25 protein-coding genes and 1 tRNA gene are annotated in these 26283 nt (G+C 61.9%); 9 read left to right on the top strand and 17 right to left on the bottom strand.

Annotated features, from left to right (window positions below):
- The first annotated feature begins 132 nt into the window (after positions 1–132).
- The 3 genes from rfbB to rfbA are packed head-to-tail and all read left to right on the top strand — an operon-like array spanning position 133 to position 3427.
- A complete protein-coding gene (gene rfbB, locus HMPREF1267_RS01760) occupies positions 133–1137 on the top strand; it encodes a dTDP-glucose 4,6-dehydratase (protein ID WP_023016612.1) in 1005 nt (334 codons plus the stop codon).
- Positions 1138–1139: 2 nt separating this feature from the next.
- Positions 1140–2576 (top strand): dTDP-4-dehydrorhamnose reductase, encoded by a 1437-nt coding sequence (gene rfbD / locus HMPREF1267_RS01755; RefSeq protein ID WP_023028191.1) that lies wholly within the window; start codon positions 1140–1142, stop codon positions 2574–2576.
- Between the two features lie 2 nt (positions 2577–2578).
- Positions 2579–3427 carry a glucose-1-phosphate thymidylyltransferase RfbA gene (gene rfbA / locus HMPREF1267_RS01750; RefSeq protein ID WP_023028190.1) on the top strand — a complete coding sequence of 283 codons (849 nt, stop codon included), beginning with the start codon at positions 2579–2581 and terminating at the stop codon, positions 3425–3427.
- On the opposite strand, the gene HMPREF1267_RS01745 is transcribed toward rfbA, so the two are convergent.
- From HMPREF1267_RS01745 to HMPREF1267_RS01735, 3 genes are read right to left on the bottom strand one after another with little or no spacing between them, the layout of a single operon-like run.
- The gene (locus tag HMPREF1267_RS01745; protein WP_005276546.1) at positions 3424–4038 is read right to left on the bottom strand and encodes an MBL fold metallo-hydrolase; all 615 of its coding nucleotides are present in this window, start codon (positions 4036–4038) and stop codon (positions 3424–3426) included. The genes rfbA and HMPREF1267_RS01745 overlap by 4 nt on opposite strands.
- Positions 4038–5138 (bottom strand): S-(hydroxymethyl)mycothiol dehydrogenase, encoded by a 1101-nt coding sequence (locus HMPREF1267_RS01740; RefSeq protein WP_023028189.1) that lies wholly within the window; start codon positions 5136–5138, stop codon positions 4038–4040. Before HMPREF1267_RS01740 ends, HMPREF1267_RS01745 begins: the two co-directional genes overlap by 1 nt.
- A 52-nt stretch (positions 5139–5190) precedes the next feature.
- The gene (locus HMPREF1267_RS01735) at positions 5191–6009 is read right to left on the bottom strand and encodes a GDSL-type esterase/lipase family protein (RefSeq protein ID WP_005276540.1); all 819 of its coding nucleotides are present in this window, start codon (positions 6007–6009) and stop codon (positions 5191–5193) included.
- Between the two features lie 152 nt (positions 6010–6161).
- Here HMPREF1267_RS01735 and HMPREF1267_RS01730 point away from each other — a divergent pair, with 152 nt between their 5' ends.
- Positions 6162–7784, top strand: coding sequence for an AMP-binding protein (locus HMPREF1267_RS01730; protein ID WP_023028188.1), 1623 nt, complete (start codon positions 6162–6164; stop codon positions 7782–7784).
- Here HMPREF1267_RS01730 and HMPREF1267_RS01725 read toward each other — a convergent pair.
- From HMPREF1267_RS01725 to HMPREF1267_RS01715, 3 genes are all read right to left on the bottom strand, one after another.
- Positions 7768–8109 carry a hypothetical protein gene (locus HMPREF1267_RS01725; protein ID WP_005276537.1) on the bottom strand — a complete coding sequence of 114 codons (342 nt, stop codon included), beginning with the start codon at positions 8107–8109 and terminating at the stop codon, positions 7768–7770. The two genes, HMPREF1267_RS01730 and HMPREF1267_RS01725, sit on opposite strands and share 17 nt — an antisense overlap.
- 223 nt (positions 8110–8332) lie before the next feature.
- Positions 8333–8408 (bottom strand) — tRNA-Thr (locus tag HMPREF1267_RS01720).
- 141 nt (positions 8409–8549) lie between these two features.
- The gene (locus HMPREF1267_RS01715) at positions 8550–9749 is read right to left on the bottom strand and encodes a DNA polymerase III subunit delta' (RefSeq protein ID WP_023028186.1); all 1200 of its coding nucleotides are present in this window, start codon (positions 9747–9749) and stop codon (positions 8550–8552) included.
- A gap of 37 nt (positions 9750–9786) precedes the next feature.
- Between HMPREF1267_RS01715 and HMPREF1267_RS01710 the strand changes: the two genes are divergently transcribed.
- Complete coding sequence (locus tag HMPREF1267_RS01710; RefSeq protein WP_034666788.1) at positions 9787–11319, top strand: adenylate/guanylate cyclase domain-containing protein; 1533 nt, start codon at positions 9787–9789, stop codon at positions 11317–11319.
- Positions 11319–12527, top strand: a complete 1209-nt coding sequence (locus HMPREF1267_RS01705; RefSeq protein WP_023028185.1) for a DUF418 domain-containing protein — start codon at positions 11319–11321, stop codon at positions 12525–12527. The genes HMPREF1267_RS01710 and HMPREF1267_RS01705 overlap by 1 nt, the downstream gene beginning before the upstream one ends.
- A gap of 8 nt (positions 12528–12535) precedes the next feature.
- On the opposite strand, the gene HMPREF1267_RS12325 is transcribed toward HMPREF1267_RS01705, so the two are convergent.
- Both HMPREF1267_RS12325 and topA read right to left on the bottom strand, forming a co-directional pair.
- Complete coding sequence (locus HMPREF1267_RS12325) at positions 12536–13294, bottom strand: hypothetical protein (RefSeq protein WP_023028184.1); 759 nt, start codon at positions 13292–13294, stop codon at positions 12536–12538.
- A 26-nt stretch (positions 13295–13320) separates the two neighbouring features.
- Positions 13321–16326: a type I DNA topoisomerase gene (gene topA, locus HMPREF1267_RS01695; protein ID WP_023028183.1), complete on the bottom strand. Its 3006-nt coding sequence runs from the start codon at positions 16324–16326 to the stop codon at positions 13321–13323.
- A 246-nt stretch (positions 16327–16572) separates the two neighbouring features.
- On the opposite strand from topA, the gene HMPREF1267_RS01690 reads away from it, so the two are divergent.
- Complete coding sequence (locus tag HMPREF1267_RS01690) at positions 16573–17226, top strand: DedA family protein (RefSeq protein WP_023028182.1); 654 nt, start codon at positions 16573–16575, stop codon at positions 17224–17226.
- A gap of 12 nt (positions 17227–17238) precedes the next feature.
- Here HMPREF1267_RS01690 and HMPREF1267_RS01685 read toward each other — a convergent pair whose 3' ends face one another.
- Positions 17239–17442, bottom strand: a complete 204-nt coding sequence (locus tag HMPREF1267_RS01685; protein ID WP_005276524.1) for a cold-shock protein — start codon at positions 17440–17442, stop codon at positions 17239–17241.
- Positions 17443–17622: 180 nt separating this feature from the next.
- On the opposite strand from HMPREF1267_RS01685, the gene HMPREF1267_RS01680 reads away from it, so the two are divergent.
- On the top strand, positions 17623–19995 hold the full coding sequence (locus HMPREF1267_RS01680) for a DEAD/DEAH box helicase (protein ID WP_023028181.1): 2373 nt from the start codon (positions 17623–17625) through the stop codon (positions 19993–19995).
- Here the strand turns inward: HMPREF1267_RS01680 and HMPREF1267_RS01675 are convergent.
- From HMPREF1267_RS01675 to HMPREF1267_RS01640, 8 genes are all read right to left on the bottom strand, one after another.
- Entirely contained in the window at positions 19992–20315 is a 324-nt protein-coding gene (locus HMPREF1267_RS01675) for an Rv3654c family TadE-like protein (RefSeq protein WP_023028180.1), read from the bottom strand. The genes HMPREF1267_RS01680 and HMPREF1267_RS01675 overlap by 4 nt on opposite strands.
- A complete protein-coding gene (locus HMPREF1267_RS01670) occupies positions 20308–20622 on the bottom strand; it encodes a hypothetical protein (RefSeq protein WP_005276517.1) in 315 nt (104 codons plus the stop codon). The genes HMPREF1267_RS01675 and HMPREF1267_RS01670 overlap by 8 nt, the downstream gene beginning before the upstream one ends.
- 33 nt (positions 20623–20655) lie before the next feature.
- A complete protein-coding gene (locus HMPREF1267_RS01665) occupies positions 20656–20859 on the bottom strand; it encodes a DUF4244 domain-containing protein (protein ID WP_005276515.1) in 204 nt (67 codons plus the stop codon).
- Positions 20860–20917: 58 nt separating this feature from the next.
- Positions 20918–21541, bottom strand: a complete 624-nt coding sequence (locus HMPREF1267_RS01660) for a type II secretion system F family protein (RefSeq protein ID WP_005276512.1) — start codon at positions 21539–21541, stop codon at positions 20918–20920.
- Entirely contained in the window at positions 21538–22317 is a 780-nt protein-coding gene (locus HMPREF1267_RS01655; RefSeq protein ID WP_023028179.1) for a type II secretion system F family protein, read from the bottom strand. Before HMPREF1267_RS01655 ends, HMPREF1267_RS01660 begins: the two co-directional genes overlap by 4 nt.
- The gene (locus tag HMPREF1267_RS01650) at positions 22310–23512 is read right to left on the bottom strand and encodes a TadA family conjugal transfer-associated ATPase (protein ID WP_023028178.1); all 1203 of its coding nucleotides are present in this window, start codon (positions 23510–23512) and stop codon (positions 22310–22312) included. Before HMPREF1267_RS01650 ends, HMPREF1267_RS01655 begins: the two co-directional genes overlap by 8 nt.
- Complete coding sequence (gene ssd / locus HMPREF1267_RS01645) at positions 23509–24579, bottom strand: septum site-determining protein Ssd (protein WP_034666785.1); 1071 nt, start codon at positions 24577–24579, stop codon at positions 23509–23511. The genes HMPREF1267_RS01650 and ssd overlap by 4 nt, the downstream gene beginning before the upstream one ends.
- 349 nt (positions 24580–24928) lie before the next feature.
- Complete coding sequence (locus HMPREF1267_RS01640; protein ID WP_023028176.1) at positions 24929–25645, bottom strand: hypothetical protein; 717 nt, start codon at positions 25643–25645, stop codon at positions 24929–24931.
- Positions 25646–25771: 126 nt separating this feature from the next.
- On the opposite strand from HMPREF1267_RS01640, the gene HMPREF1267_RS01635 reads away from it, so the two are divergent.
- Positions 25772–26275, top strand: a complete 504-nt coding sequence (locus tag HMPREF1267_RS01635) for a phage holin family protein (protein WP_023028175.1) — start codon at positions 25772–25774, stop codon at positions 26273–26275.
- Positions 26276–26283 lie beyond the last annotated feature (8 nt).

The following is a 26283-nucleotide window of genomic DNA, read 5'->3' as shown; positions in this document are numbered from 1 at the left end:
ATGCCCTACCACCCACTCTCTACCGTGCCTTCAGGCCGTACGATCATGTCGTGCGGCCTAGAAGTGCGTGTACAAGCGTTTTGGGGCTGTCCACGCGCAGCGCTTGTACGGACTGCCCTACACTGGAGACTCATGCACACCATGCTCGTTACTGGCGGCGCCGGCTTCATCGGTGCCAATTTCGTGCGCCTCATGGCCAAGGTTCGCCCAGATACCCGCATCACCGTCTTAGATAAGCTGACCTATGCCGGCAACCGGGATAACCTTGCGGGGCTCGATGTGGAATTAGTGGAGGGCGATATCGCGGATGCTACGGTGGTGAATCCGCTCGTCGCTAAGGCGGATATCGTAGTGCACTTCGCCGCCGAGTCCCATAATGATAATTCCCTGCGGGATCCCTCCCCGTTTATCCACACCAATGTGGTGGGCACCTATACCCTTCTAGAGGCGTGCCGGACATACGATGTCCGCTTTCACCACGTTTCTACCGATGAGGTCTTCGGGGACTTAGAAATTGGGGCGGATACCAACTTCACGGAGGATACCGCCTATGCGCCCTCCAGCCCTTATTCGGCCACCAAGGCGAGCTCCGATCACCTCGTGCGGGCATGGGTCCGATCCTTTGGCCTGCGCGCCACCATTTCTAATTGCTCAAATAATTACGGGCCTTACCAACACATCGAAAAATTCATCCCGCGCCAAATCACCAATATCCTCTCCGGGCATACCCCCAAGCTCTACGGCACGGGCGAGCAGGTTCGTGACTGGATCCACGTCGACGATCACAACGCGGCGGTGCTAAAAATCATCGAAGAGGGGCGGATCGGTGAAACGTATAATATCGGCGCTGACCAGCCGGACATCGATAATAAGCGCATCATCGAGATAATCTGCGAACTCATGGGGCATACCCAGGAAGGTCGGGCCCTGTACGAGCACGTGGCGGACCGCCCCGGCCATGACCAGCGCTATGCCATGGACGCTACCAAGCTGCGCCGCGAATTGGATTGGCGGCCCCGCTTCACCGATATCCGGGCGGGCTTGGAAAATACCATCGCCTGGTACCGCGATAACGAAACGTGGTGGCGCTCCCAAAAGGAATCTGTAGAAGCCCGCTATAAAGAGCAAGGACAGTAATTATGCAGGTACACAACACCGCCATTGAAGGCCTACGCATCATCGAGCTGGACGTACACGGAGATAACCGCGGTTGGTTCAAGGAAAACTGGCAGCGCGAGAAACTTAGCGAGGCCGCACCAGAATTGGCTTCGTTCCAGCCGGTGCAAAATAATATTTCTTATAACCGCACCGGTGCCACGCGCGGGCTGCACGCCGAGCCCTGGGACAAGCTCGTCTCCGTCGCGAACGGCAAGATCTTTGGCGCGTGGTGCGATCTCCGCGACGGATCCGAAACCTTCGGGGAAATCGTCACCCATGAAGTGGGGCCGGAGACTGCCGTATTTGTACCGCGCGGGGTTGCCAATGGCTTCCAGGCTCTCGAGGAAACTTCCTATTCTTACCTAGTCAACGAGCACTGGTCCCCCGAGGCGCGCTATACCGGAATCAACCTCGACGCCGTGGAGTGGCCCCTCGAACCGCGTGAGGTATCAGAAAAGGATAAGCACCTGCCTGCGCTTGCCGACGTCACCCCCATGCCACCCCGCAAAATCCTCGTTACCGGTGCGAATGGCCAGCTCGGCCGTGCGCTGAAGCGTGTTCTCAAGAATGCCGAGTTCTGCACCCATGCGGAGTTCGACATCACCAATCCCCCGCAGCGCCAGTGGAAGCAATACGAGGCCATCATCAACTGCGCCGCCTACAACGACGTCAATGGTGCCGAGGAGGATCGCGCCGCCGCCTGGGCCGTCAACGCCGAAGCGCCGGCCAAGCTCGCCCGCATCGCTGCCGAAAACCAGCTGACCTTCGTGCACGTATCCAGCGACTATATTTTCGATGGTTCTAAGGATCTGCATACCGAAGACGAGATTCCCTCGCCCCTTTCCGCCTACGGGGCGTCGAAGGCCGCTGGCGAAACCGCCGCGCAAACCGCACCGCAGCATTATGTTGTGCGCACCTCGTGGGTATTTGGCGATGGCCCAAACTTCATCGCCACCATGCGCCGCCTCGCCGAAGCGGATAAGGAGCCAAAGGTCATTCATGACCAGCGCGGACGCCCCACCTTCGCTGAGGATTTGGCCAAGGGCATCGCGCATCTCCTGCGCACCCAGCCCGAATACGGGATTTATAATATCTCGAATTCCGGCGATACCGTCGGGCGCGATGAAATGGCGATGTCCGTATTCATCGGCTTGGGCCACGACCCATCAGAGGTCACGCCGGTAAGCACCGAACAGTATCGGGAAATCGCTGGTCCCGAAGCACCACGGCCCAAAGAATCAACGCTTGCCCTAGATAAAATCGAGGCCACGGGCTTTTCCCCGCAGAATTGGCGGGCCGCCCTCGCCTTGTATCTCGCGTTGTATCCGAGCGAACCCAGTGCTACTGGCGATACCAGCAACCCGAGCCACCCCAGCGCCGCCGAAACTACCGAAACCGCCGAGGCCAGCGAGGAGTAGCGATGAAAGGCATAATCCTCGCCGGTGGATCCGGAACGCGGCTTTATCCCATTACTAAGGGCATCTCTAAGCAGCTCATGCCCATCTATGACAAGCCGATGATCTACTACCCGTTGACCACGCTCATCCAGGCGGGCATTCGGGAGATCCTCATCATCACTACCCCAGAGGACGCCGGGGCGTTTCAAAGGCTCTTCGGGGATGGATCCCAGCTCGGGCTGATGATCGATTACGCCGTGCAGGCCCGCCCAGAAGGATTGGCGCAAGCCTTTTTGATTGGGGAGGATTTCATTGGTGATGACAGCGTTGCGCTGGTCCTCGGCGATAATATCTTCCACGGCTTCGGCGGGGAACTAAGCCAGTGCCGCAATCCAGAAGGCGGCATCATCTTCGCCTATGAGGTATCGGATCCGCAGCGCTACGGCGTCGTCGAATTCGACCAAGCCGGCCAAGCGCTCAGCATTGAAGAAAAGCCGTCGGAACCGCGGTCTAATCATGCCGTCGTCGGGCTGTATTTCTACGATAACTCGGTCATCGATATCGCTAAGTCCATCACGCCAAGCGATCGCGGGGAGCTCGAGATTACCTCCATCAACGAGGCCTACCTGCGCCGCGGCGCGCTGAGTGTGCAGCGCCTCCATCGCGGCAGCGTGTGGTTGGATACCGGCACCGTCGATTCCATGAGCGAGGCCGCCGCCTACGTAGAGGTGATGCAGAAGAGGACGGGCATCATCATCGGTTCCCCCGAGGTGGCGGCCTGCGAAGCCGGATTCATCTCCCAGGCAGAGCTGGAAGCGCTAGCCCAGCCCCTCCTCAAATCCGGCTACGGAGAGTACTTGCGCGATTATTAGTAGCCGCGCTCGATGTACTCGTCGATGCGCGCCGCTTCCGCTCCCACCGTCGTGGCATCGCCGTGGCCCGGCAAGACCTTCGTATCTTCCGGCAGGTTGAAGACGACGTTGCGCAGGGATTCGATGATGACATCGAAATCCGAGTACTTGCGCCCCGTCGCGCCAGGGCCACCGTTGAACAGGGTATCGCCAGACAGCAGCGTGCCATCGACGTAGAGGACGACGCAGCCCGGCGAGTGGCCCGGGGTGTGGTAGACGGTGATCTTTTCGCCGTTGATGTCGAACTGTCCGTTATCGGCTAGGTCGATGTAGTGGGCATCGCCATTCGCCTCTCGCCAGAGCATGTCATCGTCCGGGTGCATGTAGACATCCGCATCGAAGCGCTTCGCCGCCTCCGGCGCGAGCTCGCAGTGATCGTTGTGGCCGTGGGTCAGGATGATGCCCTCGACCTTGCGGTCGCCCACCAGCTCTGCCACGGCATCGAGATCGTGGGAGGGGTCGACGATGTAGACGCTGGAGGCATCGCCTAGCACGTAGACGTTATTGTCCACGTCCCATTCGCCGCCATCCAAGCGGAACTTGCCAGAAGTTACCGTGCTTTCAATCTGCATTAAAATTCCACCACCGAACGTAGTACCTTGCCGTCCTTCATAGTTTGGAAGGCAGACTCGACATCGTCAAGCGCGATGCGCTCAGAAACGAACTTATCCAGCGGGAAGTTGCCGGCCTTGTGCAGGGCAACGTATGCGGGGAAGTCGCGCTCCGGCAAGCAGTCGCCGTACCAAGCCGGCTTGATGGAACCGCCGCGGCCGTAAAGGTCGATGGCCGGGATGTCCACGTGGTCGGTCAGGTTAGGCACGCCCACCATCACCATGCGGCCGGCATGATCGCGGGAGTAGAAGGCCTGGCGCCACGTCGGCTGGATGCCCACCGCGTCGATGGAAACGTCCGTGCCGAAGCCGCCGGTGAGATCGCGCACCGCATCGATGACCTCCTGCTCCGACATGCCCTTCGAGCAAATGGTGTCGGTGGCGCCGAACTCGCGCGCGGTCTCCAGCTTCGACTCGTCGATGTCTACGGCGATGATCTTCGCCGCACCCGCCAGCTTCGCACCGGCAATCGCCGCCACGCCGACGCCGCCGCAACCGAAGATGGCTACGGACTCGCCCAGCTGGATATCGCCGGTATTGACGGAAGCGCCCAAGCCGGCCATGATGCCGCAGCCCAGTAGACCGGCAGCTGCGGGGTCCATGTCATCGACCTTCGTGCACTGGCCCTCGTGGACCAGGGTCTTCTCTGCGAAGGAACCGATGCCCAGCGCAGGCGTGAGCTCGGTGCCGGCGTCCGGATCATCGTCCGCGAGTGTCATGCGAGCGGACGCGTTGTGGGTATTAAAGCAGTACTTGGGCTCGCCCTTCTTGCAAGCGCGGCACTCGCCGCACACTGCGCGCCAGTTCAGGACGACGAAATCGCCTTCCTCCACGTGGGTAACCGCAGAACCTACGGTCTCCACCACGCCTGCCGCCTCGTGGCCCAGCAGGAAGGGGAAGGCATCCTCGATGTCACCATCGCGGTAGGCCAAGTCGGTGTGGCATACACCGCAAGCCTGCACCCGCACGATGACGTCATTGGGGCCGGGATCGGGAACGACGATATTTACGGTCTCAACTTCCGCGCCCTTAGAGCGGGCAATAACAGCTTTTACAGTCATGTCCACAACCATACCTACATTTTCAATATGGCCGCGGTAATGAAAATAGTTGCTAGGAAGCCGCAATCACATTGGCCGCGTGCTCGTGACCACGCTGGTTCATGTGGATAGGCAAGTTACCCGCGCCCGCCGTAAAGTCCACGAGACCTGCCCACATGCGGTCATTCGCATTAGCGCACATGCCGTTATTGCGGGTCGATGGCTTCATATCCAAAAACTGCACGCCGGTGCGGGCCGCCAAATCAACCTGCATCCACTGCGCCTTGTTTTCGTAGTCTTGAACCATGGGTAGGAAGGTCGAATCCAGCGGCGTCGGGCCAACGTGGACGAGGCAGTAGTGCGGCCCCGAACCGATGGTGGGGTAGCCCACGATCTGGATGCGGGCATTCGGCGCGGCGTGCTTGATCCGCTCAATCTGCGGGGCGGTGCGATCCGTAAATTCCCGGCGAATCTGATCCATATTCAGATCGCGGTGGTTATAGGTGTCATTAAAGCCGGTGGTAATCAGCACGCGCGCCGTATCCGGGGTCAGCGCGCCCGATCCGATGGCGGCATCAACCTGCTGCCAAATCTGCGGGCCGTTCGACATCGACACCGCACCAGAGCAGGAAAAATCGCGGACCGGCAGGCCCATCTTGGCGCCGGCCCGCTTCGCATAGTTGAAGGAGGTGGGGCAGTTTTCTCCGATTACCCGCGTTGGATTGAAGCGGTCCTTCAAGTATTCCCCGCCATTCGGATCCGCCATGACCGAGTCGCCGAAGGAAACGAGATTGCGCTCTGCCGCGCTAGCCTGCGGCGCCGCTACCGCCACGCCCACCACCGCGATCGCGGAAGCGACGACCGAAAATGCCTTGAGTTTTAGGGATTTCATTGAGGGACCTTTTCTTCAAACCTTGTAACTTAAGTGTAGATTAGTCACTCCAGTAACATTTTTCGAGTTAGAAGCAACATCATCTTTCCTTCTAACGATATCGATCGTAGTTATATTTTTGTTATCTTCGCCTTTTCGGAGTTATCTCTTTCATGAAATTGTCTGATGTTTCCTTCCATGCGTCCGCGCTCAGCCAGTTCTTCCCTGCCCTCTTCAAATCGGGGCTGATTACCCGGCAAGGCGGGCTGAGCGGGCAGATCAAGCTCCTGCCCAACCTCGCGCGCTACCGCTTCACCACGGCGCGTGAAATCGAGCAGGCCTATTTGACCTGCCCCGATCGCCTCGCGCTTATCGATGACGACGGCACCCTCACCTACCGCCAGCTGCGATCCCACGCGCAGAATTTCGCCCGCTACCTAGAGTCCCTGGAGCTGCCGGAAATCCGGCTCGGCGTCATGGCCCGCAACGGCCGCGGCATCATCATCCCGCTCGGTGCCAAGGGCTACGCTGGTGCCGGGATCTACCTACTCAATGTCGGTTCTTCCCCAGAGCAGTTGGCCGGCTGCATCGAAGAAAATGGCATTAATGTCCTGGTCATCGATGATGAATTCATCGACCGCGTCGATCCCAACCTCGATATCCCGGTCATTATCGCCCACGATACGGGGGCAAGCGATCTACCCACGCTCGATAAGATCGTGAAGAATCCCCTGGATATCGCGCTGCCCGCCTTTCCCAAGCACGGCCCCATCGTGCTGATGTCCTCCGGCACCACCGGCATCCCCAAGGGCATCGTCCGTCCCGAGCCGACCTTGCCGGTTGTCCTCGCCTCCATCGTGGGCAATATCCCGTGGCGCGCCGATCAGCGCGTGCAGATGACGGCCTCCATCTTCCACACCTGGGGGTGGGCCTGCATCAATATTGCCTTGGGGCTACGCAATACCATCGTCACCCGCCGCATTTTTGAGCCGGAGCAGGTGCTTGATGATGTCCAACGCTACCGCCTCGACGGCATGCTCTCCTCCCCCATCTTTTTCAAGCGCTTGGTGGATCACGATCCCGAGGGCGCCTTCGATACCTCGAGCCTGAACTTCATCGCCTCTGCCGGCAATGCCCTTACCCCGCAGGTGGTCAAGGACACCAATGCGCGCTTCGGCCCCATCCTCTGCAATGTTTATGGTTCCACGGAGCTGGCGCTTGCCTCAACGGCCACGATGGAACAGGTCGCAGAAAACCCCGACGTAGTGGGCAAGGTGGCCAATGGCACCAAACTGCGCATCCTCGATAAGGAGGGTCACCCCGTCCCCCGCGGCGAGGTGGGCGAAATCTACCTCACCAATTCCACCGCCATGACCGGCTATACCAACCCCAAGCTCAAGCTCAATCGGGTCGATGGGTTGTTGTCGATCGGCGATCTTGGGTACATCGACAAGCAGGGCTTCCTCCACGTCGTGGGTCGGGCCGATGACATGATCATCGTGGGTGGCGAGAATGTCCACCCCCAGTCCGTGACCGAGATACTCGAGGCCATGCCCGGCATCGATGAAGTGCACGCGGGTGGCGTGGAGGATAGCGAGACCTTCAGCCGCATCGCCGTCTGGGCAGTGCCCACTGCCGATGCCGCCGGCCGCGCTCTGACTGCCGATGCCATCCGCGCCTGGGTGCACGATAAGCTCGCCGAGCACTCTGTGCCCCGCGACGTGCACTTCCTATCCAAGCTGCCACGCAATGCCACCGGAAAGGTGGTTCCGCGCCTGCTTAAGCACGGCGACTAAGTTTTTCAATGCCCCACCACATCGGTGGGGTAAAGAGCACGGCAATAAGCCAATAAATCAACCAGAAGCTGCCGTTTAGCCCTACCACCGCGATGCTAACTATAAGGATCGCAGCCGTCACCGCACTGGCATATACGGATTTTCTTACATTATTATCGGACTGATTCCCAGACTCGGTTTTCGACTTCCCGCTGAGTTTCCGATCAACTGCGCGTATGATGTCGCCGCCAAAGACCAGCGAAAATGCGATATAAAAAGCTGCGAAACCGTGCATGAATCCCGCTTCGCCGTCAGTATGCAGAGTGAAAAATGAGAAAATTAACAAGACTATGTCAATAATTGGCGTAGCGATAAAGAATGCCAGTCCAATTCTTGGGGCCTTGACGATGTATCGGAGAACACCGCCCAGAATAAGGCACGCCCAAAAGAGGATTTCTGCTGCGACGGTAGCAATAAGCAGTGTCTCGTTCCTTCCCTCATCGAGGCCATATGGCCTGCTTCTATTGAAGGAGAGTTTATATTAAGGAAGAACCCCGCACATATAAAAATGGAGCCGCCTGCGAGAATCGAACTCGCGACCTTTTCATTACGAGTGAAATGCTCTACCGACTGAGCTAAGGCGGCGCGCTGCTTAAAGCAGCACTGGCGATTCTATCGCAGGGGTGGCGCGGAAAAGAAATCGGGGCTCAGGCCTGGTTTTTGACGGGCCGGTGTTAAACTCCGGCCCGATACTAGCGACAGTCCCGGTACTAGACAGCCCCAGCGCTAGAGGCAGGCCCGCCGCAGCCTGCCCACCAAGCCGTCGAAAGCAATCTGCGTGCCCACGTTCTGGGTCAGCTGCTCGCGGCAATAAGAAATGGCGGACTGGCACTCCAAGAGGCCCGCCTCGCTTACCCGCTGCGCCAGCTCGCCAGATAGCCCCGCGAAATCCGGGTGGGTCATCTCCACCTGCGCGCCCACCTTTGTCATCAGCGCGTCGCGGTAAATTCCGGAGAGATCGACGAGCACCAAATCGAGGTTATCGATGACCCGTCGCTTCGCCCGCTTCTTGTGCTGTTCCTGTAAGTCCTTGATGGCGGAGCGGGCATCGCGCTGCGCCTTCGCCGCGCCCTTGCCCTTCGCCCCAACGCCAAAGGTATTTTCCAGCTTGGCCAGCTCCGCTTCTTCTTCCTCCTTGTGCGATTCCTTCGCATCCGCATCCACCAGCTTAAGAAGCGAGGTCACCGCCTGAAAGCCCTGGGATTCATGGAAGATGTCCTCGGCCAGGTTGATGGCCACTGCCCGGCGTTTTTGCACCGTCGGATCCGCCACCAAGTGGCGCGCCCTGCCCACGTGGCGCAGGGAAGTCACGGCGGCGAGGCGGGCATCGTGATCCGAGGCGCCTTCGCTCACCAACTGGGAAACGATATTCTCCACCGACGGCGAGGGAATGTACAGGTGCCGGCAGCGCGAGCGAAGGGTTTGGGAGAAGTCCTCAGGGGCATCGGAAGGCGCGCACATGATAATCACAGTGCGCTCCGGCGGCTCCTCCACCGTCTTGAGCAGCGCGTTGGCGCCGTTATTGTTGAGGCGATCCGCGTTATTGAAGATCACGACGCGCCACGGGGCAACCGTGGGCAGGCTCGCGGCGCGCCCAATGACCTCGCGCACCGTATCCACCGGGATAATGACCTCCTGCGGATCCACCAAGACCAGGTCCGTGTGCTGCTTAGTACCCAGCACGGCGCGGCAGGCCTCGCATTTTCCGCAGCCCGGCTCCTCTGGATCGGTGCACATGAGCGCGGCCGCGAAATCGATTGCGGCCAAGGAACGCCCGGAACCAGGAGGGCCGGTAAAGAGCCAGGAATGGCTCATCGCCCGCGGATCTGCCCCCGGCATCCCCCGCGCCGCCCGCGCGGCACCCAAGATAGTGCGGGCCACACCTGGGGTATCTGCCAATCGTTGCGCAACGCTTCCCGTATTCACTCGCTCTAGCCTACTGGTCTTACTACAGTAAGTAGTTATGAACAGACTATTGCGTGGCGCTCGTTGGCTTATGGGAACCCAATGGCCGGTATACGCTGCCTTGGTCTTGGGCGCCAATCTCATCGGCGCCATCGCGATCATGACCTTCATCCTCTATTTCCTGCCCATGCCGGAAATCGAGGACTTTGCCGCCGAGCTGCCCAACCTGAAGGGAGTGGCGGCGGTCTACCTCATCTTTGCCGTCATCATCGGCATCGCCGCCACCCTACTGCTCTTCCGCCCCGTGCTGGACTGGCAGCGCAATCCTGATGCACACGATCCAAATATGGTGCGCACCCTCGTGCTGCGCATCCCCGTGTACCAATCCCTGGTCGCGGCCGCGGTCTGGCTCATCGGCATCATCTTGACGGTGGCAATCTCCAGCGGGCAATCCGGGCGGCTCGGGCTCGTCGTGGGCATCTCCACCACCCTGGCGGGCCTGGTGGTCATCATCTTGACCTACCTGCAGGCAGAGCGCCTCGTGCGTCCCGTCGCCGCGCAAGCCGTCGCCCGCCGCTTTGAAGATTCCACAGTCGAACCACCCATCAAATATCGCCTGTTTTCCACCTGGCTGATGACCTCCGGTGTGCCGCTGCTCGGCATCGTGTTGGTGCTGCTGGGGCAGCACACCGGGCTCTTCTCCGGCGATGCCAGCGAGATCATCCCAGCCATCGTGGCGCTGGCACTCACCGCGCTGGCTACTGGGTTTATCGGCACCAGCTTCGCCATCATGAGCGTGGTCGATCCCATCGTGGAGCTGCAGGATGCGATTAACCGCGTGCGCCGCGGCGAGTCCGATGCCGAGGTCGATATCTACGATGGATCCGAGCTCGGCGTCCTGCAGGCAGGATTTAATGAGATGATGCGCGGTCTGCGCGAGCGCCAGCGCGTCCGCGATATCTTCGGCCGCTACGTGGGCACCGAGGTGGCCCAGCGCGCCCTTGATGAGCGCCCCGAATTGGGCGGCGAGGACCGGAAGGTCGCGGTGCTGTTCATCGATGTCATCGGTTCCACCACCTTCGCGGTCAACCACTCGCCCGAAGAAGTGGTCACGGAGCTCAATAAATTCTTCGAGCACGTCGTGACCGTAGTGCACCGCAATAAGGGCATCATCAACAAGTTCCAAGGCGATGCCGCCCTCGCCGTCTTTGGCGCGCCGCTCAACGTGTACGACTCGACTTCGATGGCGCTGCAGGCCGCCCGCGAGCTGCGCGGGGAATTGCGCGGGCTCGAGCTGCAGGCCGGCATCGGCGTCGCCTCTGGCCACGTGGTGGCAGGGCACATCGGCGGCGCGGATCGCTTCGAGTACACTGTCATCGGCGATGCCGTCAACGAGGCCGCCCGCCTGACCGAAATGGCCAAGGACACCCCCGGCCAGGTCCTGACCAATGCTGCTACATTAAAGACCGCCAACGAGGCCGAACAGGCCCGCTGGACCGTCATGAAATCCATCGAGCTGCGCGGGCGCCGCCGCATGACCCAGTTGGCGCGCCCCATCCGCGCCAGCCTGGCAGAAAGGTGCGAAATCTAATGGCAAGCACCCGCCTCATCGTGCCCGACGCGGCGCGCGGAATGGCGCTTTTAGGAATCGCGATAGCGAATATGACCACCGCGTGGATCATCACCGAGGATCGCCCGGGCACGTATTTCGGCGGCATCCTCAATGACAGCGTGCTGGATAAAATCGCCGTCGTCTTCGGCGCTTTCTTCGTGCACAACCGCGGCCTACCCATGTTTTCGACCCTGCTGGGCTTCGGCGTGGGGCTTATTGCGATGAGCCTGTGGCGGCGGGGATTTCCGCTGGGGGAGGCAAGGAGGGTCATCGCCAAGCGCTATGGCTTCCTCGCGCTGTTGGGCGCGGTGCACATGGTGCTGCTGTTTTGGGGCGATATCATGTTTGTCTACGGCATAGCGGGCATAGTCATTGCCCTGCTGCTCACGCTGCACAATTCTACGCTGCGCAAGATTTCTCATATCGCGCTCGGGGTGCTGACGGTGCTCGGCATCGCCACGTTTATTTTCTCCGCGATTGACGGCGGGCTCGATATCCCCGTCGATGCCATTGGCACGGTAAATTCCTACGGTGACCTGCTGCTCAGCCAGCTTCTCACCCTGGGCGCGCAGATCATCTCCGCCCCGCTCATCGTGCTGATGTACCTGCCGGTCATGCTGGTGGGCTTTGTGTGGGCGCGCGAGGGCGTGCTTGCCGATGTCCCCTCTCACCGCCCCCAACTCCTGCGCTGGGTGGCCATCGCCGCGGCCGTAACGCTGGTCATTGGCACGCTGTGGTCCTTGGGCACCCTCGGGGTCATTGATGAGCGCTGGGCGAACGCCGCCAGTAGCGCCAATTCCACCCTCGGCGTGCTAACCGGGCCGGGAATCCTTGCCGGGCTCGCCCTCATCTTGCAGCCCGTGCAAGAGCGCCTAGCAACCGGTGCCTCCGTGCCCGCCTTCTTGTGGCCCTTCGTCGCGCTGGGCAAGCGATCCATGAGTGGTTATGTAGGCCAGTCGATACTGTTTTTCCTTATCGTGCACCCCTTCACGCTGGACTACGGCCACGACTTAGGGGCCTTCGGCCAAGCCGCCCTCGCCTGCGGCGTGTGGCTGGTGACCGTAATTAGTGCCTGCGTGCTCGAAGCGCTGGGCCTGCGCGGGCCCTTCGAGGTGGTGCACCGCCGGCTATCTTATGGGCCGAGCATGCAGCCGGAGCGGAGCGTACCCAGTCAGGACCTTACCTAGTCAGGATCTTACCTAGTCAGGGCATCGACTAGCAGGAAGTGCCCCAAGGCAAAGGCGCCGGCCTCCGCCGTGCCCACCGCCCGGGCCACCTTCGTGGGCTTGGCTTGTTTCTTATTTTTCTTCAGTATCCGCGTCTTCTGCTGAGACTCAGCAAAAGACAGTCGCGCCCGCAGTGCCGTCAGGCCCTCCGCCGCTACCAAGAGATTGGCGCCGTGGCTCAAGCCCTTCGTCGCATCGGTGCGCAGGCGCGGATCGCCCGCCAGCGCCGAGGTGGTCAGCACCGCCGCGCCGCCCACCGCTACCGCGGTCCGGGTGGGCTGCTTGCGCGTGGCGAGGAGCGCCGCCGCCCACGCCATGGCGCGCAGGCCCCACCCGCGGGCATCGTTGCGCGCGCCGCGCCGATAAAGCGCCCACGAATACGCCGCGTGGCTAGCGGTTACGCCGACTACCCCAAGGAAAGAGGGGTGCTGCAAGCGGCGCGACTTTTCCGCCTGCCCCACCGCGCCGGCCAGCAGGGCGGGGCTCAGGGTAGGGTCCTGCGCCTCCGCTGCCAATAGCGGCAGAAGCGGCGCGCTCGTGGCGACATGGGCCTTCTTCCAGCCAAAGAGGCGGGCCCACACCGTGGACTCGCCTAGCGCTAGGTACGCAAAACGCCGCCAGCCCTGCGGCGTGCGCCGGGCTGGGTCGGTGACATCGGCAAAAGTTTCAGACACCGCGCGGGTTAAGGCCGCGGTGCCTTCCTCGGTGCGGGCAAGAAAATCATTCATGCCCGCCACCTTACTTATTTCCGCGCTTATTTCTTCCGCGAGCCGGCTTTAACCACGTTCTTCGTGCCGGGCGAAGGCTTCGAGCTGGATTTCTTAGCCGCCTTCTTCGTGCCCTTCTTAGTGGCCTTCTTGCTGGACTTCTTTGTTGCCTTCTTCGTCGATTTCTTGGTCGACTTCTTTGTGCTCTTCTTAGAAGACTTCTTCGTGGACTTCTTCTTCGTCTCCCCAGAGGCCTCTTTGGCGCGGCGCTCGGAGAGGAGCTCGTTGGCGCGGGCATCGGTAAGCTGCTCCGGATCGTCGCCGCGGCGCAGGGACGCATTGGTGGTGCCGTCCGTAACGTACGGGCCGAAGCGGCCATCCTTAACGGTCATAGGCTTGCCCGAAACGTCATTATCGCCGAGCTGCTTCAGCGGCGGCTGTGCGGCCGCGCGGCCACGACGCTTCGGCTCCGCATAGATGCGGCGGGCCTCATCCAGGGTGATGCTAAAGATCTGCTCTTCCTTAGCCAGCGAGCGCGAATCCGTGCCCTTCTTCAAGTACGGGCCGTAGCGGCCGTTTTGGGCGGTGATCATCTCCCCGTCGTCCACGCCCACCTCGCGCGGCAGGGACAGCAGCTCAAGGGCCTGTTCCAGCGTGACGGTCAGCGGCTCCATCGAGCTAAAAAGCGAGGCCGTGCCCGGCTTCAGCTTCTCATCAATGTAGTCATTGATGCGCTTTTCCTTTTGCTTCGCGGCTGTCTTGGTCTCCCAATTCTTGGCGCGCTTGCCTTCCTCGGCGCGCTGTTTATCCTCTTCGGCGCGCTCCTTCGCGACGATCTCCAAGGCCTCCGCCTCGGCCTTTTCCCGCTCATCATCGCGCACGACCTCGGTGACATAGGGGCCAAAGCGGCCTTCCTTAGCCACCACCATGCGGCCGTTTTCAGGGTTTTCGCCCAGCTGGCGCCCGCCCTGCGAGGTAGCAAAGAGCTTTTCCGCCAGCTGTTCATTCAGCCCATCCGGGGTCACCGTCTCCGAGAGGTTGGCGCGCTGGTATTCCACGCTGCCGTCCTCGTTGGTGCCGATCGCGCGCTCGATATAGGGCCCGTAGCGGCCGACGCGCACGAAGACCTCGCGGCCCTCCGAATCGGTATAGAGCTTGAGCGAGTTGACCTTGCGGGCATCGATGGCCTCGAGGTTGACATCGATAAGCGATTTCAGCCCGCCATGCCGCGCAATGGAGGCCGCCTTGTGCTCGTTGGCCTCAGCGTTGCCAAAGTAAAAGCCGTTGAGCCAGTCCGTGCCATCCTCCGTGCCGGTGGCAATCGAGTCCAGCTCATCTTCCATGGACGAGGTGAAGTCATAATCCACCAGCTCGGTGAAGTTTTCCTCCAAGAGGCCCACCACGGCGAAGGCTACCCAAGAGGGAACCAGGGCGTTGCCGCGCGAGACCACGTAGCCGCGGTCCTGGATGGTCTTGATGATAGAGGCATACGTCGACGGGCGCCCGATGCCCAAGTCTTCCATCTTTTTCACCAGGCTGGCTTCGGTATAGCGCGCCGGCGGGTTGGTGGAGTGGCCTTCTGCCGAGACCTCTTCGGCCTTCAGATCGCGGCCTTGCTCCAGGTGCGGCAGGCGGTTCTCGCTCTTCTTGCTCGTATCCTCGTCGGCGCCGTAAGCCTTCAAGAAACCCGGGAAGGTAATGGTGCGGCCGGTTGCAGAGAACTCGACATCATAGGCGCCATTATCCGTGGTCGCGGTGCCGGCGACCGCCACCTTCATGGAGGTGCCCTTGGCATCGGCCATCTGCGAGGCCACGGTGCGCTTCCAAATCAGGTCATAAAGCTTAAATTCCTCCGCATCCAGCTGGCTAGACAGCTGGCCTGGGGTGGCAAAGGACTCGCCGGCGGGGCGGATCGCCTCGTGCGCCTCCTGCGAGTTTTTGACGCGGCGGTCATAAACGCGCGGGGAATCCGAGACGTATTCTTCGCCATAAATGCTGGTAGCGGAGCTACGCGCGGCGTTCAAGCCCTGTTTGGACAGCGAAGAGGAGTCCGTACGCATATACGTAATGTGGCCGTTTTCGTAAAGGCGCTGTGCAATGCGCATCGTGCGTTCAGAGGTAAAGTGCAGGCGCCGGCCCGCCTCCTGCTGCAGCGTCGAAGTCATAAACGGCGCATAAGGCTTGCGGGTATAGGGCTTGTGCTCTACCCCGGCTACTGTCATGCCCGCGCCCTGCAGGGCCTTTTCCAGGGCCTCCGCCTGCGGCTGGGTGATGACGATGACGTCCTTGGTCTTCACATTTCCGCGATCGTCGAAATCGCGGCCCACAGCCACGCGCTTGCCATTGACCGCGGTCAGGCGCGCGTCAAAGGCCGACGGGCCCTCGCCACTGCCCGCCCCCGCGTCCAAGGTGGCGAGCAAATCCCAGTAATCGGCGGAGATAAACGCCATACGTTCGCGCTCGCGCTCGACGATGACCCGCGTGGCCACCGACTGCACGCGCCCGGCCGAAAGGCGCGGCATGACCTTCTTCCACAGCACCGGGGAGACTTCGTAGCCATAGAGGCGGTCGAGGATGCGGCGGGTTTCTTGGGCATCAATAAGGTCATAGTCCAAGTCGCGGGTGTTTTCCGCCGCCTCCAAGATGGCGGACTTGGTGATCTCATTAAAGACCATGCGGCGCACCGGCACCTTGGGCTTTAAGACCTCTAACAGGTGCCAAGCAATGGCCTCGCCCTCGCGGTCCGGGTCTGTTGCCAGCAAGAGGCTATCGCACTGCTTCAGCTTGGATTTAAGGTCAGCGACCTTTTTCTTCTTATCCGGGCTAACGACGTAAAGCGGGGCGAAGTCATCTTCCGGGTTAACACCCAAGCGGGCCCAAGATTCCTTCTTGAACTTCGCCGGCACGTCGGCAGCGCCCCGCGGGAGATCGCGGATATGGCCCACGGAGGCCTCCACGATGTAGTTATCTCCCAGGTACGGCTGGATCTTTTTCGCCTTAGTTGCCGACTCCACAATCACTAAAGTTTTGCCCGGCTCGGCCGCTTCTGCCACTTCGACTTCATCCCTTTCGATGATGCGAACATTAAAATTTGTGCGCTTTCAGCAATCGCCCCTAGCGTACACAGGTGGTTTATACCGTTCTTCGCACCATATACTCGGTAACACCAAAAGGCTGTGTAGGGGGCACTTCGCACCCCCACCGAACCGGTCTATACTGACCTTTTTAGAAAGTCCAGCAGCTGTGAAAGCATTGTTGGGGACGATAGCACACCCACAACACACCCCGTGGAGGATTAGATGGTTGACACAGTAACCATGTGGATTGAAGCCATCATGGGCACGGAGTGGGTTTATCCCATCGTGGGCCTGCTCATTTTCGGGGACTGTTTCTTTCCAGTGCTCCCCTCTGAAATCCCGCTGAATATGGTCGGCGCTTGGTCCGGTTCGCAGGGATTTCCGCACCTGCCCACCATGTTCTTTGTGGCGCTGGTAGCAGCCATGTTGGGCGATAACCTGTGCTTTTTGCTGGGCACGCGGTTCATGCCGCTGCTTAACCGCATTCAAAAAGGAACGAAGGCCTACGAGGCCCTCTCCTGGGTAAAACGCAATGTGCGCCGCGGCGGCGGCGCGGCCATTATCATTGCCCGCTTTATCCCCTCAGCCAGGCTCTTTATGACCATTTTGCTGGGGTCAATGCGCTTTCCCTGGCCGGTCTTCCTCTTCTTCGACACCATTGGCGTGATGCTCTGGGTATTCCAGGCTTTGGCCATTGGTTATGTGGGCGGCATGGCGTTCTCCGATACCCCACTATTTGCGATGGTCATCAGCATTATCGCCGCCATCTTCATCGGCTTGGGACTGCAAAAGGCCCAAAACAGCATCATGGAGTGGTGGGATACCCGCCGCGGCTACGCCGAAACGCCCTACGACTCTAACCCCCTGGGGCTCTAAACCCCCTGGGGTTTAGAGGATGGAAACGGCCTGCGCCTGGTCGCCCTTCGGGCCGGATCCAACCTCGAAGCTGACCTTCTGGTTTTCTTCCAAGGTGCGGAAACCGCTGCCCTGAATCTCGGAGTAGTGCACGAAGATGTCTCCACCGCCGTCCTCGCGCTCGATGAAGCCGTATCCCTTTTCGGAGTTAAACCACTTAACGGTTCCTTGTGTCATGGTGAACTGAGTTCCTTTTCTTAAAGAGGTAGCGCGGATTGCCGCGCCGGTAGTTATTCGGTAAATGGGTCCTCGAGCAGTACCGTGAAGTATAAAACCGCACCAAGACAACATTGGCCTGTCAACAGTGTGACACGTTCCACGCCAAAGCGATAGATTTAACTCACAAGGGGGTAAAAATTGTCTCACCCGGCTGGTGATAACCCCATTGGTGAAGAGCTCCTAGAACTCATCCAGCGGCGCCTTTCTGAGTCCACCCTGACGTTTCACACCACGCTCCCGGCAAAGCGGGCGCGCTACGCCGATTGGCCGGAGTGGGTGCTGCCGGGGTTGAAGGAGGAGGTGATGGATGGGGGCATCGGCAAGCTCTATGCGCACCAAGCCGAGCTCGCCGAATGCGCGTGGCAGGGCCGCGACGCCGTAATTTCCACCGGCACCTCGTCCGGCAAATCCTTGGGCTACCAGCTGCCCATCCTCACCCGGCTGGCGGAGGATCAGACCGCGTGCGCGCTCTACCTCACCCCCACCAAGGCCCTGGGATCGGACCAGCTGCAATCCGCGCTCGAGCTGTGCCGCGGGATTCCGGAGCTCAAGAACGTGGTACCCGCGCCCTATGACGGCGATACGCCCCAGGAGTCGCGGGCGGGCGTGCGCGATCATTCGCGCCTGGTGTTTTCCAATCCCGATATGGTGCACATGTCCATGCTGGCCGCGCACGCGCGGTGGGCGCGGGTGCTGCGCCACCTGGAGTTCATCGTCATCGATGAATGCCACTCCTACCGGGGCGTTTTCGGCGCCAATGTGGCCCTGGTGGTGCGCCGCCTGCTCCGGCTGTGCCGGCATTATGGATCGCAGCCCACCATCATTTATGCCTCCGCAACCATGAATGACCCGGCGCGGCATGCCGAGCGCCTCACCGGCCGCCCGGCGCACGCGATTACTGAGGATTCCGCCCCCACCGGCGCGCGCACGGTCGCGCTCTGGGAGCCTGGGTTCTTGGAGGGCGCAGAGGGCGAGCACGGCGCCCCCGTGCGGCGCGCGGCCATCACGGAGGCCGCCGAGATGATGGCAACCTTCATCGCGGAAGGTGCCCGGACCATGACCTTTGTGCGCTCCCGCCGCTCCGCCGAGGTCGTGGCGATGGTAGCCGCCGAGACCCTTTCCGGCAGTTTGGGCCGGCCGGATTTCGCGCAGCGCATCGCCGCCTACCGCGCCGGCTACCTGGCCGAGGACCGCCGCCGGTTGGAGCAGGCGCTTGACGATGCCTCTCTCTTAGGCGTCGCCACCACCTCCGCCCTGGAACTGGGCATCGACGTCGGCGGGCTCGATGCCGTGGTCACCGCTGGTTTTCCGGGCACGGTGGCTAGTTTTTGGCAGCAGGCCGGGCGCGCGGGCCGCCGCGGGCAAGGCTCGCTCGTGGTGCTTGTCGCCCGCGATGACCCCATGGATACCTACCTGGTGCACCACCCCGATGCGCTACTGGGAAAACCAGTGGAAGCGAGCGTCTTTAACCCCACGAACCCCTATATCCTCTTTGGCCATATCTACTGCGCGGCGGTGGAAAAACCGCTGGATGATGCCACCATTGCTGAGTGGGGTGCCAGCGAGGTCATCCACCAGCTTGCGGAGCAGGGCCTCGTGCGCCGCCGCGAGCGCGGGTGGTTTGCCGTGCCCATTCCCGCTTCCAGCGCGGAAGAGCTTTCCCCGGAAACCGCCCACTCGGCAGTATCGCTGCGCGGCGGGGCGGGCGAGGAGGTCATGATCGTGGATGCCTCAGATGGCCGGCTATTGGGCACCATCGATGCAGCGCGCGCGACCAGCCAGGTCCACCCCGGCGCGGTCTACCTGCACCAGGGCGAAAGTTTTGTCATCGAGGAGCTCATCCTATCCGATTATGTGGCGCTCGCCCGCCCGGAGACCCCCGAGTATTCGACCACCCCGCGCTCTACTACGGATATTCGCATCGTGCGCGAGGCCGATAACCTGGTCAATTATTCCCCGGGCCTGTGGGTGGCGGACGTGGAGGTCGAGGTCACCGACCGCGTCACCGGCTACCAGGTGCGGCTTGCCGATGGCACCATCGGCGACGATATCCCCCTCGATCTCCCCGAACAGCGGCTTATCACCCGCGCCGTGGCTTATACCATCGACCCGTTGGCGCTTTCAGCGATGGGCATTACCGCTGCCGATATTCCCGGTACCCTGCATGCGGCGGAACACGCCGCCATTGGGCTGTTGCCGCTTATCGCCACCTGCGACCGCTGGGATATCGGTGGCGTATCCACCGCATTGCACGCGGATACGCAGCTTCCCACCGTCTTTGTCTACGACGGCCACCCCGGCGGCGCCGGGTTTGCCGAAGAGGGCTTCCGCCGCTTCCCCGAGTGGATCGCGGCCACCTTTGAGGCGGTGCGCTCCTGCCCCTGCGAGGCCGGGTGCCCATCGTGCGTGCAATCGCCCAAGTGCGGCAATGGCAATAACCCACTAAGCAAGGACGGTGCCATCAAGCTGCTCGGCGCGCTCGTCACCATGACGCAGGAGGCCGCGGTTTAAACAGGGCCCGCCTTGGCCGTGGCGCTCTGGCCGCGCACCGCAGCCACGGCGATGATATCGGGTGCGTTGTCGGTGCATTCCTCGAGGCTCGCGCCGTTTTCCCGCGCGGTGCTTTCTGCGGCCGCACACGCATCCTTGCCGGTGGCCAAGGCCCACGCGCCGGCCACGGCGGCAAGGTCCGCGGCTACCTGCGCTTCGTGGCGCGCGGTCACGCGAGACCCCACCGCCGCGATGACCAGCAATAAGCTGATGATGGCGACGATGATTCCGGTGGCGGCGATGGTGGCGTACCCGTCCTCACCGCGGAGCCTGCTAGTCATTGCCAGCCACCTCCGCGGGAAAGACCGCCTCCGCGCTCATGGTGCCGATGGGAGCATCGACGCTTACCGATGCCCGAATAAGCCCCGCGCTTTCCCGCACGCTCACCCGGGCATCCTCGCGGGCCGGTTGGTACTCGACGCCGATGGCGTGCGACCTAGCCGCCGCGCCCGCCATATCCACCGCCGCGATATAGGACGCCATCGTCGCGATCGCACCGATGATGCCCGCCGCCACGAGGACGAGGGAGCTTAATGCCAGGGCGGCTTCGATGGTCACGGAACCATCGTCATCGACTACCGTGCGCATGATTCCTCCTTTCTTGTGTTCTAGTGCGCCCGGTTAGCTCGGGGTATTCGATAGCGCATCGGTGATAATTCCCTCGATGGCATCGACCACGCCGCCGCCGTTAATGACCATGTACAGCACGCCGGCAAGTGCCGCAGCCGCAAGCGATCCCATGGCGTATTCAATGGTGCTCATCCCCTCATCGTTGCGGACGAGGGCGCGGGTGAGCTGGGAGTACTTAATAAATAGTGCAGACATAATGGAGAGTCCTTTCTTAAAAGGTGTGGTGGTTGAGTAGAAGTGAAAAATGGTGCATCTAGAAAAGCTGTGCGCCCAAGCTGATCACTACGGGCGCGAGGCCTAGAACGATGAATGCTGGCAGGAAGCACACCGCCAGCGGGAGGGCAATGAATACTCCTGCGCGCTCTGCTTTAGCCGTAGCGTGAGCAGATGCTTCGGCGCGCAAAGAAGTACAGATTCGCGTGCATCCGGCGGCTATGGTGGCGCCGGACTGGCCCGATAAGATGACAAGCCCCGCCACGTCCTCTAATCCCGCATGGCCCTTCATGTGGTCCCATGCAGATTCCGTGGGCACGCCAACTCCTAGGAGCGCGGATACCGTCTCCCACAGGTGCTGGGTATCGGCCTCTGCCGTGCGCGCAACTGCCGTAGCAGCCGCATGCACCGTCAGGCCCGCACTCAGGCAAGCTGCGAAAAGCTCGATATCCCCGGCCACGAGGAGTGGATCCACGGTGGTAGAGGGCTGGAGTTTGCTCATCAATCCCCCGCGCACTGTTGCGCCATCGCGCTTTCTTGGGCCGGCGCGCGGGGTCTTCGCCGTGTGTTGCGCTGCGTTCTGTGCCGTAGCAGGTCCCAGCCGCCCCTTGGTGGCCGGCAGCCCAACGAGTACGGCCAGCGCTAAGCAGATAAAGGCCATCATGGTGCCGCCTTCCTGATAATGACGCGGGACCAAGCAAAGCCGCCGCAGGCAAGCCCCACCCCGATGACCAGTAGGATTCCCCCTAATCCCCCGCCGAGCAAGAAGCCCAGCGAATTGGCCCCCATCGCCCCGCCCATGGCGATGCCCGCAATGGGAAGACACGCCAAGACCGTGGCCGTAGCTTGGGGTCCCTGCAGCCCGGCCGCTGTGGATTGGTGATGGCGGCGCAGCGCATCCATCCGGCTTTGGGCCTGCTCAAAGAGGCTGGCCACCGCGATGCCGTGCTGGGTGGATAATTCGAGCAGGTGGCCCAACCGGGTAAGTTCCGCATCCGCATGGGCTCCTGAGAGCGCCACGTGTGGGGGCGCACCGCGCGCCGCCGCGGTAGCGGTGGATTCTAAGGCCGCGCTCATATCCCGCGACGTCGTCGAGGGCAGGGACTCCGCCCCGCGCGATAGCGCGCTTGCGAGGGTCGCCCCGGCGCGCAGGTCAGCGGTGACGACCCCGAAGTATCCGGCCAGGGCCTCGCGGCCGCGCCGACGCGTACGGGCAGCCATGATGTCCTTGATATACCACGACACGCACCAAGCGATGATCGCTGCCGCGACCGCAATGCTTATCCGCCCGACCGAGAAGAAGACCAAGCTGCCGCAGAATACGGCGCCCAATATGACCAGGGAGCTGGCCTTTATCCGCCTTCCCTTTCCGGCGATGCGGGCCGCGCTCGAGGGCGCAGACAGCAAGAGGGCTGCGGCGAGCAATAAGAAGCTAAGCATCCGCCTGACCCCCTTCTTCTTCGCGCTGTTCCTCCAACAGGGAAGCGGAGAATTCCGCAAAGCCGGGCGCGGGCCCCTCGGTTGCGCTCCAGATGATGCGCGGGGTGACCGGATTGCCTTCTAAGACGCCGATATGGGCCAGGCGCCGTCCGTGTGGCGTGCGCTCCATGGTGAGAACCACGCTGACGGCGGCCGCCAATTGCGAGTGCAGGGCGCTGCGGTCCAGGCCGCCGAGCGCGCCGAGGGCCTCCATGCGGGCGGGTACCTCAAAGAGGGAATTGGCGTGCAAGGTACCCGCTCCGCCATCGTGGCCCGTATTCAGTGCAGCGAGCAGATCGACTACCTCTGGGCCGCGAATTTCACCGACGACGATGCGGTCCGGGCGCATGCGCAGCGCCTGCCGCAGCAATTGCGCCATGGTGATTTCCCCGCTACCTTCAGCGTTTGCCCGGCGCGAGACGATGCTCACGCAATGCGGGTGGTGGGGTGATAGCTCCGCCGTATCTTCGATGACCACGATGCGCTCGCGCTCGGATACGGTCCCTAAAAGCGCCGAGAGCAGCGTCGTCTTGCCGGAACCGGTTCCGCCAATAACGAGGAAGGACACCCGCTTGTCCACCATCGCGGCAAGCAGTTGGCCGATGTCTTCCGGCACGGTGCCATTGGCCACCAACTGCGGCAAGGTGGTCTGCGCCTGCCGCAATACGCGCAGGCTAATGCACGTCCCGCCCACTGCGGGTGGGCTTAAAAGTGCATGCACGCGGAGCACCACGCCATCGGGGCGCGTGACGCGGCCATCGGCAAAAGGCTGGGCATCATCAAGCCGCGTGCCCGAGGCCCCGGCCAGGCGGGAGGCGAGCTGGCGCACCTCCCCATCGTTGCGAAAGGTGATATCGCTGCGCTCTAATCCCTCACCGCGGTCCATAAAGACGTCTTCGGGTCCGTTGACCACGACATCGGTGACGCCCTGCCGGGACAATAAGGCATCCAGTGGCCCCATGCCGGTGGCGTCCTGGCGCAGGCGCCGGAGCAGATCCACCACGGCGACGTCACTGATAACCCCTGCTTCCTCGCGGATTCGCCGGGCCAAGCTAGGGGCGTCGTGCACCAGATCCGGCTCGGCGGCAATGACGCGCTGCATCTTCTCCATGGTCTTTTCCATGGTTTCGGCCGAACTATCCATCGCCGCGCTCATGCCCCTACCTCCTCGCGCACCGCACGGGCGGTCTTAGCAAGCGCTACGGGAAGCCGAGCCGGTAGCCCACCGATCTCGATGCTGCGGGTGAGCCCGCGCACGGTGGGCAATTGGGCGCTGACCCGGTGGTGGATGATGTCTTCTACCTCTGGAGCGCTGAGAGCCGCCCACTGCCGTTGGCGCAGGACCACCACGATGTCGCGCCGCGCCTCATCCAGGCGCAGGATGAGTTGTGCGGCCGCCGCTGCCGAGCGCACCTCCGCGGCCACCACCAAAACCACGTGCGTGCAGGCAGCCGGGATATCGTCCGCCGTGCAATCCACAACGCATAGGCCCTCGCCCGCGTGCGCCGCGGACGTCGCCGCCGCCAAGAGCGTGGCATCTAGCATGAAGGTGTCTTTGACCGTACTGCGCGCTGCGGATAACACCGCTATGCCATCGGCGGTAGAAGGCAAGGCGCGGTAGAGATCGGCGGCATCGATGCTGCCATCGCCAATATTGAGCTCTGGCCAGCGAGCGCCTGGCAAAGCTTCCACGCCGAGGAGGAGATCGAGGCCGCCGGAGTGCGCAGTGGCATCGATAAGCAGCGCCCGCGCCTGTTCTTCCGCCGTGCAGTGGGAGCGTGCCAGCGCCGCGGCAAAGGTGGAGGTTCCTACCCCGCCGCTGGCGCCCACCACCGCGATGGTGGCGCTACCGGGGCGATCTTCTGGCGGGTGCGCGGCCTGGGCGATTGCCGCCAGCAAGTCCTTAATCTCCGCGGGGATAATAAAGGCGCGATCCGCATGGCAGGCAAGCGCTGCCTCATAATCGATGGGCCCTGGGTCCGCGGCGAGGAAAAGCACCGGGGCGGGCGTGGCCTGTGCGGCTTGGGCAGAGGCGATAACGCGCGCCATGAGCGCATCAACCAAGACCGTATAGGCCCCGGGAAGGCTGCGCGGGATATCGCGGGGATCGGTCACCGTAATGACCTCGTGGCTGGTTGCGGCGGCAGCGTGGACCGCCTCGGCGCGCAAGGCTTCTTCGCCTATGGCAACGACGATGGTGGAGCGAGACTGTGCTGTATTCATGCCCCTAGCCTGAAGCACCCGTGCCACCAGCACTAGAGACGTGACTTCCCGCCTGTGGATAAAAGCGAGAAAGCTACCACTTAGCGCTCGGTTAGTTGCACTTTCAACAAAGTCTTGTGGATAACCGTAGATATAGGTGACGGCCCGCGCATCGGGGGGTGCGCGCGGGCCGTCAGTAACCCGGCCTCGGGGGGCGAGCCGGGGCAGGCCACACTGTATATCGGGGCCTTGCATCGCTTATTATGACACGTTCATTACCCGATCACAACAGCTAAGAAAAATTATCTACCTGCACGGCGCTGACCTGCACCGAATGGATGTTCACCACCCACCGGGTACGAGCGTACGGTTAGGCCGCGCGGGCAATAGCGTCAGCTTCCTTGCCGCCTACCTCCCAGGCGGAGAGGTGAAAAAGCACCACCTCACCGGGGCTGTCGCGGTAGTTTGCGCGACACTCGCGGTAGGCCGTGGAATGGCGATGGAAATACACCTCCGGCACGGCAAACCCGCGGGGATCGAAGCCGGTATGTATGGCGGCAAGGCGGGCCGCAACCCGCGCCACCACGCCGCTGCGCGGGCCAAAGAATTCGCCTGCCGCGATTTCTGCGTGCACGACGCTCGGCAAGAGATCGCGGAATGCCGGGCCGCTCCCCTGCGCAATCAGGCGCGCCAAGCCCTGCAAGCGCGCGCTATCGCCGCTGGGAATCCCGTTGCCGCCGGCAGCGACGTCGATGCGTGCAAGCACTTGCAGCGGCGCGCGGGCAAAGGAGCGGACGGTGGAATCTACCACCTCAGGGGCTACCACGGAATACGCGCTGACCGCGCCGGCGAGCGGCCCGCTTTCCACATCGCCCGGGCCAGGATGCGGGGGGATGGCGTGCCCATCCAAGGCCACGCTGGCGCGCGCCCCGCGCATCAAGGACTCCGCGGAGATGACCTCATACCTGCGCAGCCCGGCCGGCCTGCGGTGGGCGCGCGCGATGGCCGCTGCAGCCTTTTCCGCACCTTCTTTCACCCCCGAGATGCGAAATAGCGGGGATAACGGGTCATTTTCTGGCATATACATTAGGATAGCCCTAGACGCCCCGAGCCCCGAAGGCCCCTACCTTTTGGCGTGGCACCGTAAAACCGCGCTGTATCTATTATCATTGGGGCCGTTACAAGGTTTAGATGAAAACGAGGAGAATTAATCGTGAGCAACGATGGATTATTTACTGACGGCACCGATCAATTCGCACCAAAGGTTAATTCGATTCCTTTGAGCGATGTTGATGCATCGTCCTCCGAAACCTCCATCGGCAAGTTGGTCTCCAATGCCACCGAGCAGATGTCCCAGCTCGTGCGCTCTGAGGTAGAGCTGGCCAAGACGGAGCTGGCGCAGTCCGCCAAGAAGGGCGGCATCGGTGCCGGCTTCTTCGGCGCAGCCGGCACCATCGCGCTGTACAGCTCCTTCTTCTTTTTCTTCTTCCTCGCTGAGCTCCTCGCGCTCTGGCTAGAGCGCTGGGCTGCCTTCTTGATCGTCTTCCTCGTGATGATCGTGGCTGCCGGCGCCCTCGCCCTGCTCGGTGTCAAGAACGTCAAGAAGGTCAAGGCGCCGCAGAAGACCATAGATTCCACCAAGGAACTCAAGAACCTGATTCCGGGCAAGGCGCAGAAGTCGCTGGACCGGAAGGATACTCACGGCCTGTATACCTAAACCGCACG

This window comes from Corynebacterium sp. KPL1824, assembly GCF_000478095.1.
Taxonomy (GTDB): Bacteria; Actinomycetota; Actinomycetes; order Mycobacteriales; family Mycobacteriaceae; genus Corynebacterium; species Corynebacterium accolens.
The sequence above is the reverse complement of the archived record's forward strand: the minus strand, read 5'-3'. Positions and strand labels throughout refer to the sequence as shown.

Coding starts and splice junctions, on each gene's coding strand:
- rfbB (WP_023016612.1), top strand. CDS start 133: ATGCACACCATGCTCGTTACTGGCGGCGCCGGCTTCATCGGTGCCAAT.
- rfbD (WP_023028191.1), top strand. CDS start 1,140: ATGCAGGTACACAACACCGCCATTGAAGGCCTACGCATCATCGAGCTG.
- rfbA (WP_023028190.1), top strand. CDS start 2,579: ATGAAAGGCATAATCCTCGCCGGTGGATCCGGAACGCGGCTTTATCCC.
- HMPREF1267_RS01745 (WP_005276546.1), bottom strand. CDS start 4,038: ATGCAGATTGAAAGCACGGTAACTTCTGGCAAGTTCCGCTTGGATGGC.
- HMPREF1267_RS01740 (WP_023028189.1), bottom strand. CDS start 5,138: ATGACTGTAAAAGCTGTTATTGCCCGCTCTAAGGGCGCGGAAGTTGAG.
- HMPREF1267_RS01735 (WP_005276540.1), bottom strand. CDS start 6,009: ATGAAATCCCTAAAACTCAAGGCATTTTCGGTCGTCGCTTCCGCGATC.
- HMPREF1267_RS01730 (WP_023028188.1), top strand. CDS start 6,162: ATGAAATTGTCTGATGTTTCCTTCCATGCGTCCGCGCTCAGCCAGTTC.
- HMPREF1267_RS01710 (WP_034666788.1), top strand. CDS start 9,787: ATGAACAGACTATTGCGTGGCGCTCGTTGGCTTATGGGAACCCAATGG.
- HMPREF1267_RS01705 (WP_023028185.1), top strand. CDS start 11,319: ATGGCAAGCACCCGCCTCATCGTGCCCGACGCGGCGCGCGGAATGGCG.
- HMPREF1267_RS12325 (WP_023028184.1), bottom strand. CDS start 13,294: ATGAATGATTTTCTTGCCCGCACCGAGGAAGGCACCGCGGCCTTAACC.
- HMPREF1267_RS01690 (WP_023028182.1), top strand. CDS start 16,573: ATGGTTGACACAGTAACCATGTGGATTGAAGCCATCATGGGCACGGAG.
- HMPREF1267_RS01685 (WP_005276524.1), bottom strand. CDS start 17,442: ATGACACAAGGAACCGTTAAGTGGTTTAACTCCGAAAAGGGATACGGC.
- HMPREF1267_RS01675 (WP_023028180.1), bottom strand. CDS start 20,315: ATGACTAGCAGGCTCCGCGGTGAGGACGGGTACGCCACCATCGCCGCC.
- HMPREF1267_RS01670 (WP_005276517.1), bottom strand. CDS start 20,622: ATGCGCACGGTAGTCGATGACGATGGTTCCGTGACCATCGAAGCCGCC.
- HMPREF1267_RS01665 (WP_005276515.1), bottom strand. CDS start 20,859: ATGTCTGCACTATTTATTAAGTACTCCCAGCTCACCCGCGCCCTCGTC.
- HMPREF1267_RS01660 (WP_005276512.1), bottom strand. CDS start 21,541: ATGATGGCCTTTATCTGCTTAGCGCTGGCCGTACTCGTTGGGCTGCCG.
- HMPREF1267_RS01655 (WP_023028179.1), bottom strand. CDS start 22,317: ATGCTTAGCTTCTTATTGCTCGCCGCAGCCCTCTTGCTGTCTGCGCCC.
- HMPREF1267_RS01650 (WP_023028178.1), bottom strand. CDS start 23,512: ATGAGCGCGGCGATGGATAGTTCGGCCGAAACCATGGAAAAGACCATG.
- ssd (WP_034666785.1), bottom strand. CDS start 24,579: ATGAATACAGCACAGTCTCGCTCCACCATCGTCGTTGCCATAGGCGAA.
- HMPREF1267_RS01640 (WP_023028176.1), bottom strand. CDS start 25,645: ATGTATATGCCAGAAAATGACCCGTTATCCCCGCTATTTCGCATCTCG.